This window comes from Shewanella amazonensis SB2B (assembly GCF_000015245.1).
GTDB classification, from domain to species: domain Bacteria; phylum Pseudomonadota; class Gammaproteobacteria; order Enterobacterales; family Shewanellaceae; genus Shewanella; species Shewanella amazonensis.
Genome location: NC_008700.1, coordinates 672,229 through 684,337, shown reverse-complemented (window position 1 = coordinate 684,337; position 12,109 = coordinate 672,229). Strand labels below are relative to the sequence as shown.

The following is a 12,109-nucleotide window of genomic DNA, read 5'->3' as shown; positions in this document are numbered from 1 at the left end:
ACTATTGCCGAACGTTTTTGAATGATCAAATTGAGACTGGCAATGGCAGAATCGCCCCATACTCGATTTAAATTAAATAACTTCATTATCGATTGTCATAACATGACGATCGATAATGGAGATAAATCGGTAAAGCTTCCCATAAAGGTCTTTGATTATCTTAAACTTTTCTTGTTTAATGAAAATCATATCGTTGAACACGAAGATGCAATAAACCGAATTTGGAACGGCAATGAAGGAGTTGGCAAGCGTGGTTATATTAATGCCATGTGGCAAATTCGAAAGGCATTTACCGACCTTGGCGCCGACTGTGACGAACTATTTAAAACACTCCCCAAAGTCGGCTACGTTCTCACAGTAACACCCGAACCTATCCCACGGCTTGCCGTCCCCGCCCCAACACGGAGATGGCCTTTGCTGGTGTTGATCTCACTGATGTTGTTGGCAGGCCTAGCGTCTTACTCCCTTATTCAAAACCGAAAGTTTGGTCCGGCACAGGAACAAATTGAAGACACCATGAAGTTTCCTGCTCTGACGAGCGTGACAAACTTTCAAGGTGTGGAAGAGCATCCCGCGATTTCGAATGACGGCAATATGCTTGCATTTCAATGGCTTCAAGAGAACAGGCATAGTGGGCTATACATTAAAGATTTAAGTGACAGCAAGAATCCACTGCGACTCGTTTCATCCGGTAAATACCAGGAAGCCCTGCCGATCTGGTCTCCTGATGATACCGCCCTTGCCTATGTTCGCATCGACGACAAAAATCAATGCCAGATAAGAGTCAAACAGCTGCGCACTCAGCAGGAAAAGTTAATAGATACCGACTGTGGTTATGTTGAATTCAAAAAAATGTTGGATTGGTCGCCCGATGGGAGAATGTTGCTCTATCCAAAGCGAATAAATGGCATTTTTGCATTTTTTAAATATGACTTTGTCACTGAGAAAACCACGCAAGTCAGTTTTCCAGAAAAAAACACCAGCGATTTTATGGGTATTTGGTTAGAAAATAATCAAGACATTGTCGTAGTTCGAGAACAAGCACAACAATACAAGCTGATTCTGTTGCAGCCCTCAGGGCAAGAAAAAAGCTTGCTTGATTATAAAGAATCTATTACGGGTTTAACCCGAGGCAAAGACAATAACCAAGTTTTTGTTAATTTCTCGGAAAATGGAAAAATTGCCACTTACCTTTTGAGTTTTAATAATATAGATGCACCTGAATTAAAATTGATAAATCAGCTAAGTGGTGCTTCTGGCCTGAGCTTTAATCACAAAACCAATGAGCTTCTTGTCGCAAAACATCAGTCAAGTGAATATATAGTACAGCGCAGATTTGATAGTGCTCAAATCGTTCGAAGAGTATTCTCTTCTAATCGCGATTTATACGGTCAATTCATCTCAGATCCTGAAAATATTGTCTTTGTCTCAAATCGTTCGGCAAATTGGGACCTATGGAGACAGAATGAGCAGGAGGCTCGCAATCTCACCAATGGTATAGGGACAGTAAACTTCGCATCTGTGTCCCCTGATGGAAAACATTTCGCCACCGCACTCGTCAAAGAGGGGGATGACAAACAGCGTTTATATATTGGTAATGTACAGGATGGACATTTAATTAGAGTTGATACGGGTAGTTTGACACCTACTTTTCCAACGTGGTCACTCGATGGCTCCCTGGTTTATTTCTCTGCGATTAAGAATAATCATAATGGCATCTACCAGTTAGATATTAAAACATCAACAACCACACAATTAACATTCACTGATGAGATATATGCCATCCCAGCGGGGAATGACCAACTATTAGTTTCTCGTACAAATGAGGATGGTATTTGGCGATTTGATATAAATTCAAACCAATTCAGCCAAATTGTAACTGATTTATCGATTAACGATTTTGGCAGCTTTTTTATTCAGGATGATGAGCTTTACTACCTTACCAGAACAAAACAGAGTGACATAATTAAAAAATATCAAGAAAATGACAATGATGCTATCTTAGCGATCTACCCCGCAGACTCAGTCAGGAAGTACTTTGGAATTTCAAAAGGTGACAGTGATAGTTTTCTGATCACTTTAAACAGCATTTATGATGCGGACATATTTTCGTTTCCAGTAACATTTTAAATATCTATCAGCGGACTCTTCTCAAGAACCATAACGTCTCCGGCGCACCAAAGGTGGGTTTACCGTTCCGGCTGACACACTCAACGACCTAGAGAAGCTGACTACTTAATCGCAGCTTCCCTTACACATGTCCAACTCTAGACACTATTAAACTTTAATGTAAATGCGTACAAAGACATTAATGTTCCCAATGAAATTATCGTGGTAACAATCGCATAGTTTACAACATAGTAATTAATGTCATAATTTTCAGCTGCCCTGAATATTTTGTACAGAATCTAAAACAACGAAGGCAAAAAAACGCACTTCCTGCAAGTATCATGGAAGCGGATATAGGCAATATCCAAACTTGATCATTTGATGGCTGAACTCCATAAATCATTAAAAATTCAGGCAGTAACTTGGCAAGTTTTATACTGGAATAGGTAATAAAAGTTGCATATGTCGCTAAGGACCATACAGAGTATGGTTTGCCTCTATTCATTTGGGAGCATCTCAGTTAAAAAGTTCCAAACACTATTCCCCCTAATTGTCATCAGAAAACAATAATGCAGCAGTAAATGCGGAGAAATAGCAGGGTGGATTTAATGGAGCAAAACCTGCTCCGGCACCCATTAATCCTATATTACTAAGGAGCTCGCGAAGGAGTTGGAGTTGGAGTTGGAGTTGGAGTTGGAGTTGGAGTTGGACTTTGATTTCGACTGCAAGGTTTTCCCAAACATGGTCGGTGTTTACAGCATCAAGTCAGCAGTGGAGATCTATCAAGTATGGGAGTCAAACTTCCTCAGTTACTGGCTCGAAATGGACGTATTTACTGTGACTATTTCGCCGGAGTAACGTGCAAAGCGCTGAGCATCGTTTTAGGGTAAATCAATGGGGAATTCCGTGCCGAAGTGCCTTGCAAAGAATGTTAAATGTGGAGGAATAGAATGCTAAGCAAGACAGGTGTTTGAACCGAGCACTTACCAGGACGAAAGCGTGTAACGCCTTCTTCTGGTCACAAACAACCACTTCACGCCGGTTTCAATGTGGTACCAGAGGTCGGACCGACGGGGCTGGCCACCCAGCCGACACGCGGCGGGTCGGTTTGCCTATCCGAACACCAAAAACAAAAAAGCCAGCTTTCGCTGACTTTTAAGTTGGTACCTTAAGTTGATACCAGAATTCGGACCGACGGGGCTGGCCACCCAGCCGACACGCGGCGGGTCGGTTTGCCTATCCGAACACCAAAAACAAAAAAGCCAGCTTTCGCTGACTTTTAAGTTGGTACCTTAAGTTGATACCAGAATTCGGACCGACGGGGCTGGCCTTCCAGCCGACACGCGGCGGGTCGGTTTGCCTAGCCGAACACCAAAAACAAAAAAGCCAGCTTTCGCTGACTTTTAAGTTGGTACCAGAGGTCGGACTCGAACCGACACGCTTTTAAGGGCGGGGGATTTTGAATCCCCTGTGTCTACCAATTTCACCACTCTGGCACAAATTTTCTCATTATCAGGCTTCTAACCCGACAATGACGTTGGATTATACGCGGCCTTCCAGTCAAGGCAAGCCTTTTAAAGCGCTTCTTTGACTGTATGAGTGCGACTGCGTAAATTTCACTCCAATGTATCTCAATCTTCATTGTTCAAACTGTTTTACCAAACGAGACATCCTATCTGCCTGCCCCTGTAAATTACGAATTTCATCAAAGCATTGCAGCGCGCTACCATTTATGTACCCAGCAGTATCGGCGATGACATGAGCAGATTCGTTAACATGATCAACGACACTTGCCTGCTCTTCCGTTGCGGCGGCAACCTGTTGATTGCCTTGGTTAATATCATCAAATTTTTCCTGCACGGTTTTGAGCGCTCCGGTAGCTTCGATTGCGTCCGTTGCCAAAAGCGAGCTTTGTTTGGCTGCGTCACCAACGGCCTGACGAGTCAGACCTACGGCCTGTTGTAGCTTTTCTATTTGCGTACGAATTTCGGAAGTAGAGTCTTGGGTTCGACTGGCTAGAGTACGTACTTCATCGGCAACGACGGCAAAACCGCGTCCCATCTCACCAGCTCGGGCTGCTTCAATGGCCGCATTAAGTGCCAAAAGGTTAGTTTGCTCCGAAATGCTACTGATCACCTCCACGACAGAATTGATTGATTCCGCCTGGGTTGCCAAGTCGTTCACTGTGGATTGCGTACCATTCATTGAAGCTGACAACTTCTCCATGGTCGCCGCCAGGTTGAGCATAACATTGCTGGTGTTATGCACATCGCTCACGGCCGAGCTGGTATCGGCTGCTATACGGTGGGCGACCGACGATACTTCCGCAATGGTCTGACCCATTTGGTTGATGGCAGTTGCGACCTGCTCTGTTTGCTGCTGCTGGGCTTCAGCGTGTGTCACCGTTTGCTGGGACAAGCTATTCAGCAAATCAACACTGGCGGTAATCGCCCGTTCACCTTGTTGAATTTCATCAACGAGGTTCCCTATTTTACCCATGATGGCGTTGAAGCCTTTGGCCAATTGCCCAACTTCATTGTCAGTGCCGTCATCCAGCCTCTGCTGTATATTTCCGCCATCTCTGGACATGCTGAGCAAACGATCACTTATCGCCAATATGTGCTTACTGACATTCCCAGCCAATAAAAATGACATCGATATAAAAAAGAGTGCAATCAACACACTAATCCCAACCGAAATGCCTATTACTTGGTTTATCTGACTACTGATTTCCGCTTTGGGCATGATGCCCACCAAATTCCACTTCATCTTAGGGAGGTAAACGACACCTATATAAACCTCCTCCCCCTTCAGTTCAGCCGAAAGAATTCTCTCTCCAGAAGCATTTCCGTTCAGCGTGTTCTGTACCGGGAGATAGTCGGTCATTTGCGACAGCGAACGATTCAGCAACGTTCTGTCTTTGTGAGCGGCAAAATTACCATGCTCATTGAGCATGAACATGTAACCGGATTCGCCCATGCTGGCGCGAGTGACAATATCGGAAATTTTGGAAGCATCCACGCCAATACCCGCAACGGCCACAATTTTACCTGTGGTATCACGCACTGAAATATTGATGTAAACCGTCAATTTCCCCAGGGTCTCGTCGGTGTCTAATGCCGCTTCCATGTCATTATTTCGACTCAGAAACTCATAAAACCACTGATCACGATTGCTTTGCCGTGATAGCGTCTTAACAATACCTTCGTTGGTATAGTAGTTTCCACTGGCAACGGAAATCCAAAAAGCAGCCAAGACGCCCTGCTGATTCAGATAGCCTTTAAGAAATTGGACAATATCTCCTCGACCACCTTCAGGTTCACCTTGTTGCTGCCAGAGATTAATAAAGTGATTACTGGCTAAGTCTTCCGACAAAGTGAGATATTTGGTCAACTCGGTATCAATTTCGGCACTTGCCTTACCAAGCTGAGCTGGTAAAAGCCCCTCTTCAGTCTGGCTGTAAAACATCTGCGAAAATTGACCGATATAAATCAGAGTTGAAAACAGCATGGAACAAAACAGCGCACCGGCCATACCAACAGCAACCACGGTCTTAATCTTTAATCGACTGAGATTGAACATCATCATTTCCCAAGCCTATACCCGGTCATCCCGGCTGGTGCATAGGTCAACAGAGAGTGCCTGTTCAGTCCTTTGTCAGCATCCTAATCAGTATAGTGAATCTTAGTCAGTACTTAACGGTTCCTGATTTCAGGCGGTAACTGTCGACAATGCGTTGTTGTTGTCCCTGAAGCTTTATCTGTTCAATGCCAGCATTCAGCGCAATGACAACCCGCGGATCAAGGCATGCTATTCGTAACATGACTGGTTCAAAAAGATCATGAAAGCGTAGTGCTTTAGACTCACCCAGACCTGACTGCAATGTTTTCAGCTGCCAATGCAGGATATTTTCATCGATTACAATTGCCTGCGTCCGCCCCAAAAGTAGCATCCGCACCTGATTGCGCTGGCTGGCAACCTCTAAATATCTAGAGTGGCGCATTGTCAGTTCCGCAAAATTAACCCCCAAAAAGCGATTGGCGTGTTGAAAACCCACCAAACTGATAGATGAGAGATCATCAATTTTATCAATCGTCAGTTGTGATGCTTCCAAGCTAACCACCACATTATGAAATTGGCTGTAAGGTGCAGTGTAAATCGCGCCCTCAATACCCTCTGGCGCATTTATCAAACAATCTACCTCACCATTTTCAAGCCAACGTCGGGCACGATAATTGGGGGCCAGCTTAACTTCATTCAGACGAAAGTGAGCATGTTGCAATATCGCCTCCAATAGCTCGTACTGCAGACCATGCTGTGAATCAATAAAAAATGGTGCAATAGAATCACTCACAGCCATGGTTACAGTACGTAGCTCCTCTGTTTTGGCTATGCAGGCCGCTCCGCAGAGACACAGCACCGCCATAAAGCGCTGCAATGTGGATAAAGCTCTTCGATTCATATCAGTTATAAAAAGTTATTCGCCATGAAATTTTGAGAGTCTTTCCTTACATTACGACAACTACTGAGAATTCGCTTAACCACAAATTGTACGAAATTGTCCAAATTTCAATCTCATTTGCTGCAACTAAAAACGGTGTTTAATACACAGTTAGTCAGCCCCATTGGCAATCAGATATGGGGCATATTGCTTATCGCTGCCCTGAATGTGGTTGATAAGCCAGGCCTTGAGAAACGCCATCAGCTCATCCGAGACGTTTTCTCCCCGTCCCACCCGACGCTGAAAGTCGAGGACTTGAGTGACCAATTTCTTGTGCTCATCTTCGTGGTCCTGACTCTGGGGGTAATCAAAGCGCGCGAACAACTCTTCTTCGTAACTGAAATGATTGGCGGTGTAGTCCACCAGCCCCTGCACAATACGCTTGATTGCCGCCAGACCATAACCTTCGTTGATGGCCCTGTGCAGCTCGTTTATCAGGGTAATGAGTCGCTGATGTTGGCGATTGACTTCGGCCATACCAATGTCGAGGGATGGTCCCCAACTGACAAAGGCGTTCTCATGGCGAATACGACTCTTGTCCACATGAAATCTGTGCAGCAGGGAACCAATTTCCTGAGACATGTTGAAAAGTTTAAGACTGGCGAGATTGTTGCGATTGGTGTTGGCGGCATTTTCGGTTGCCTGGTGGGAGATAGAGGCAATGGATTCGTTGATTTGCTCGGCCACTTGCTGCTGATGTTCAGACGCAGCAGCGATTTGATGGCTCATCTGGGTTATCTCGCCAACCTGCGTCACTATCACAGTGAGCGCTTCACTGGCCTGACTCACCAGTCCCCTGGTTTCTTCCGCAAGCGCCACAGAGGCATGCATCACGGCCACACCGTTACGGCTTCCTGCTTGCAGCGCCTGTATTTGCTGCTGGATTTCCACCGTCGCTTCCGAGGTACGTTTGGCCAGATTGCGCACTTCATCTGCCACCACAGCAAAGCCGCGACCGTGTTCGCCGGCTCTGGCACTCTCAATAGCTGCATTAAGTGCCAGTAAGTTGGTTTGCTCAGCAACCTGAGAAATGGTGTCGATAATGCTGCTGATGCTGGCAGCATCCTGCGCCAGCTGTTCGATAACAATTTCACTCTGACTGATTTGCTCGGCCATCGAATTGATGCGACCCACCGCCTGATTGACCAGCCGACCACCATGTTCGGCGCGCCCCATGGTGTCGTCGACCGATGCCGCAACACGTGCAGCACTGGCAGAAATATCCTGCACCGTGTGCACCATTTGCGCCATGGAGGCTGCTGCCTCTTCGGTACGCTGTTTCTGCGAGGCCACGCCCAAGGTAGCAAGCTCACTGACTGACTTCAGCTCTCTGGCAACCTGATTCATCGCCTCGCTGGTATCCGAAAGCCCCGACACGGTCCGGGTCACATCTTCGCTCATGCGCCGCAACCCTTTGGCGACCTTCGCATAGTTATCACTGACATGACCATCAAATCTCTGTGTCAAATCACCGTCGGCAAGGTTGGCTACCCCGCTCTCCAAACCCGCCAGGGCTTTGGCCTGCCCCATAAGGCCTGTGCCAATGATAACTGCCGCGAGCAGCAGCACCATGGCTTCAAGCCACAGGGATTTGGTCAACAACAGCACCAATACAACCAACAGCAACAGCCAGCCCAGTCGTTGGAACATCTTGTTTTCAAACAGCATTGGCATCCCTCAAGCTCACCACCCGACTACCCAAAAAGAGGGGGAGCCCGGCAGTTTGTCTGTTCATCCCAACAGCAATTATGGTCCAGGCTCTCAAAATTGAGCAAAAGTTGATTCACATCAAATTATTAACACTTGTTTTTCATAGTGCTAATCAATAGGGAGCTTTATTGATCAAGATCAGGAAAGCCAAGGGAACTGAGAGTTACCTTAAACTCGACTTCACGGAAAAGAGGATTTCAATCATGGCGTTTTGGCTGGATTTGATGTTTGGTAACCCGATAGGGTTAATGTCAATGATAGTGATCTTCACCACTTTAGGGATAATTTCCTACATTATGTGGATGCTGTTTGTGAAGTCTGCGAAGCCTTAGTTTTTGCTTTCAATGTTCTTAACTGTGCATGTTTCAAGAGTGAATTAGGGGGCCGAATGGCCCCCCTTTTTATGTCTGTGTTTTCTTCTTCGAGCCTCAGGCTGCGCGCTGAGGTGGCTTGCGGTGTGATACCACGCTACCTACAAATCCAGGACGCGCTTTTATCAGGTTCTGCATATCTTCCTGACTCAGCTCCCCATTGGGCAATCTGAGTACATTTCGGTTCAGATGCTCTCTCGCCAGCATACTTATCTTGTAATCGGCCGTTGACCCCTGGATGGCATAGTGCTTCACATTTCCGAGGCACTCGAGAATATTGGTCTCTACCAGGCTGCGCACTGCCAACTCTTCTACGGGCAGGGTCAGAATAGTTTTTCCCTGTAAAAAGAATTCTCTGAGCAGCGCACGCTCAGCGGGATCGAGCAATTTGACCTTATGCTCAATCACTTCTGTCTTCCGCTTGGTCCCCAGGTAACTGATAGCCTCGTCCAATAAAAAATTGGCCAAAAGCGATGCAAAAAAAGCACAGGCAACAATCAATCCTAGACCTATCAAGGCCGATTCCTGAATGACCCACTGGTCAAGATGCAAAGTCGCCAGCCAGGATTGCGGCGCAAATTTCAATGTCAGGGTCGCTATCAGCAGCCAAAGCATGCTTTTAAACCCCCAGGCTTTCAGTGATTCAACCCCCGGGACATTCCATTCAGGCACCTTCATCACACACCTCTTCCGTCAAAAAATTGAACTTCTGATCACTCGTAGCAAGTTAAATGCCAGCCTTAACAGATATGTCAATTTGTACTCAGGTTGCAGAATTTCAGCGTTTTTTTATTAGCCAAACTATGCTTATACATATTCAAATGCAGGTTGGGGCTAATTAGAAAGCATGCTGGGTTTTTCTCGTCAGGCGGTGAGCAGCAAAATCGGTCGCAGGCTGATGATTTCGATCGTGCTGTTCAGCTCGCTTATCACACTCATCACCACCGGCTATCAGCTGTTTAACGACTATAACGGCGATCTTAACCGTATCGATCGTGCCTTCTCCAACATCGAGAAAGTTAACCTCGACGTGCTGGCGGCCAGTATCTGGGTGATTGATGAGCGCCTTATCAATACGCAACTCGAAGGCCTTATCCAGCTGCCCGACATTACCTATATCTCCATCGATGACGACAGCGGCCAGCACTGGAGCCGCGGTGCCCCCATCGACAAGAACTTTATTGAGAAGGTGTTTTCCCTAAACTACAACTCCGGCAGTGAAAGCATCTCCGTGGGTAAACTCACTATCCTGGCCGACTTGAATGCCGTGTACGAACGCATTTATGACAAGGCCATCATCATATTGCTCTCCAACGCCATAAAAACCTTTTTGGTGGCTGGCATGATCCTTATCCTGGTGTGGCTCAACATTACCCGCCACCTCAATACTCTGGCAGCCTATTGCCAGGACATCAGCGTAGAACATGAGTATCAGCCACTGACGTTTCAAAAGCGCGGTGCTCAAAATGAGTTCGATCAGGTCGCCCTGGCAATAAACGAAATGCAGGAACAGCTGCATCGTTCCTTCGGTGCCTTGAAAAAGTCCAAGTCCGACTTGCAACACGCGCTGGAAGACAGAGAAAGGCTACTGGAACTGGAGCGCTCGTATAAGGAAGAACTCGCCAAGCAGGTAAAAGAGCGCACCATGGAGCTGGAACAGTCGCTGTTAATTCTGAAAAGAGCACAGGAGGCGCTGGTTGAGCAGGAGAAAATGGCTGCCCTTGGGGGCTTGGTGTCCGGTGTTGCCCACGAAATCAACACCCCAATTGGGATTTGCCTCACCGCTGCCAGTACCCAGTTGGCTCACATCGATGAACTCATCAGCCTTATTCACAGTGAAGAAGCCACCCTGGAGGAAATCAACGCCATTCTCGAAGAATACCAGCAAAGCTGTGAGCTCATCGTCAGCAATATCACCCGCGCCAGTAACCTCATCCAGAAATTCAAAACCATTGCAGCGGAAAACAGCCATGAGGCTCACGAGCAAATTCCCATTGCCCAGCTGTGTCGGGACATCCATGACTCCACACAGCTTATCTATGCGCCAACAATGGCCAACATGGAACTGGATATTGCCGATGAGCTACAGGTAGAAACAAACTACAGTCTGCTCAACCAGATACTGAGTAATCTGATGTCCAACATCTATGCCCATGCCTTCGCACAGGGGCGGGAAAATCTCTTCCGGGTAGAGGCCTATCTGGAAAACCGGCGCCTTGTCGTGCGCCTTGAGGATAATGGCCCCGGGATCGCCGCTGATGTCGCCGAGCATATGTTTGAGCCATTTTATACCACCATCCGCGCCCGGGGAGGCACTGGGCTGGGCTTGTCAGCGGCATTCAATGCAGCAACCCTGCTTAAAGGGAGTGTGCGTTACGAAGGAAAGTCAACTCTGGGGGGGGCCTGCTTTGTCCTGAGCATCCCGGTAAAACGGGATGACGATCTGCAGGCCAGCGACTCAGTCAAAGACGGGTATCAATTCCATATCTAGGCTTTTTGCTTAAGCCACATCAATACCCGGCTCACCGCCATAAAACCAAAGGTGCCGGTGACCACGGTCACAGCGCCGAAGCCTGAAGCACAGTCCATCCGCATGCTGCCGCCTTCGGCAGGTTTAGTGGCACACACCTCGCCATCCTTACCCGGATAAGTCAGCGCCTCAGTGGAAAACACCGCTTCGACGGCAAACTTGCGATCCAGATTACGGGAGAAATTGTACTCACGACGCAAAATGTTGCGCACCTTGGCAAGCAGGGGGTCTTGAATGGTGCGCGAAAGATCTGTCACCTGGATTTTCGTGGGATCCAGCTGGCCACCGGCACCGCCAACCGTGATGATGCGAATTTTATTGCGTTTGCACCAAGCAATAAGTGCAGCCTTGGGTTTCACTGCATCGATACAATCCACCACATAGTCGATACCCGATGTGGGTCCCAGATATTCAGCAAGGTTGTCGGGGGTGATAAAGTCTTCCAACTCGTCAATCTGGCATTCAGGGTTGATAGCGCGGATACGCTCTGCCATCACCGCCACCTTGGACTGGCCTATGGTATCGTTCAATGCGTGGATTTGGCGATTGGTATTGGTCACACACACATCGTCCAGATCCATCAGGCTAATATGACCGATGCCGCTGCGGGCAAGGGACTCTGCCACCCAGGTGCCGACGCCCCCTATGCCTATTACCAGCACATGGGCTTGCTGAAAACGCACCAGCGCCTGCTGACCATAGAGTCTGCCAATACCACCAAATCGGTCCAGATAGGACTGTGTCAGCTGCTGTTCCACCTGTGGATCCCCATGCCGTAAAAAACGCCGCATTCTAGCCTAAAGTGCCGCAGCCCGAAAGCACAGGACGTTTCTGAGCGGCCTGATACAAATCAGGCCATGTGTGCCTGACATGTTAGCACTGTCAGCG

General features: G+C 47.5%; 9 protein-coding genes and 1 tRNA gene. 4 read left to right on the top strand and 6 right to left on the bottom strand.

Going from position 1 to position 12,109, the window contains the following annotated elements; all coding sequences use genetic code 11:
- Positions 1-42: 42 nt before the first annotated feature.
- Both SAMA_RS02955 and SAMA_RS02950 read left to right on the top strand, forming a co-directional pair.
- Positions 43-2,130: a PD40 domain-containing protein gene (locus tag SAMA_RS02955; protein ID WP_198134295.1), complete on the top strand. Its 2,088-nt coding sequence runs from the start codon at positions 43-45 to the stop codon at positions 2,128-2,130.
- Between the two features lie 654 nt (positions 2,131-2,784).
- Positions 2,785-2,967, top strand: a complete 183-nt coding sequence (locus SAMA_RS02950; RefSeq protein WP_041409657.1) for a DUF2787 family protein — start codon at positions 2,785-2,787, stop codon at positions 2,965-2,967.
- Positions 2,968-3,518: 551 nt separating this feature from the next.
- Here the strand turns inward: SAMA_RS02950 and SAMA_RS02945 are convergent.
- The 4 genes from SAMA_RS02945 to SAMA_RS02930 all read right to left on the bottom strand — a co-directional run bounded on the left by SAMA_RS02945 (position 3,519) and on the right by SAMA_RS02930 (position 8,278).
- A tRNA-Leu gene (locus SAMA_RS02945) sits at positions 3,519-3,605 on the bottom strand.
- Between the two features lie 142 nt (positions 3,606-3,747).
- Positions 3,748-5,697, bottom strand: coding sequence for a methyl-accepting chemotaxis protein (locus SAMA_RS02940; protein ID WP_049757775.1), 1,950 nt, complete (start codon positions 5,695-5,697; stop codon positions 3,748-3,750).
- A 100-nt stretch (positions 5,698-5,797) separates the two neighbouring features.
- Complete coding sequence (locus tag SAMA_RS02935) at positions 5,798-6,535, bottom strand: substrate-binding periplasmic protein (protein WP_198134294.1); 738 nt, start codon at positions 6,533-6,535, stop codon at positions 5,798-5,800.
- 186 nt (positions 6,536-6,721) lie between these two features.
- The gene (locus tag SAMA_RS02930) at positions 6,722-8,278 is read right to left on the bottom strand and encodes a bacteriohemerythrin (RefSeq protein WP_011758670.1); all 1,557 of its coding nucleotides are present in this window, start codon (positions 8,276-8,278) and stop codon (positions 6,722-6,724) included.
- Between the two features lie 245 nt (positions 8,279-8,523).
- Here SAMA_RS02930 and SAMA_RS19310 point away from each other — a divergent pair, with 245 nt between their 5' ends.
- Positions 8,524-8,652: a DUF3149 domain-containing protein gene (locus SAMA_RS19310; RefSeq protein WP_011758669.1), complete on the top strand. Its 129-nt coding sequence runs from the start codon at positions 8,524-8,526 to the stop codon at positions 8,650-8,652.
- A gap of 96 nt (positions 8,653-8,748) precedes the next feature.
- Here SAMA_RS19310 and SAMA_RS02920 read toward each other — a convergent pair whose 3' ends face one another.
- Positions 8,749-9,369, bottom strand: a complete 621-nt coding sequence (locus SAMA_RS02920; protein WP_011758668.1) for a superinfection exclusion B family protein — start codon at positions 9,367-9,369, stop codon at positions 8,749-8,751.
- Positions 9,370-9,538: 169 nt separating this feature from the next.
- Here SAMA_RS02920 and SAMA_RS02915 point away from each other — a divergent pair, with 169 nt between their 5' ends.
- A complete protein-coding gene (locus tag SAMA_RS02915; protein WP_011758667.1) occupies positions 9,539-11,182 on the top strand; it encodes a sensor histidine kinase in 1,644 nt (547 codons plus the stop codon).
- Here the strand turns inward: SAMA_RS02915 and tcdA are convergent.
- Positions 11,179-11,967 (bottom strand): tRNA cyclic N6-threonylcarbamoyladenosine(37) synthase TcdA, encoded by a 789-nt coding sequence (gene tcdA, locus SAMA_RS02910; RefSeq protein ID WP_041410066.1) that lies wholly within the window; start codon positions 11,965-11,967, stop codon positions 11,179-11,181. The genes SAMA_RS02915 and tcdA overlap by 4 nt on opposite strands.
- Between the last annotated feature and the right edge of the window lie 142 nt (positions 11,968-12,109).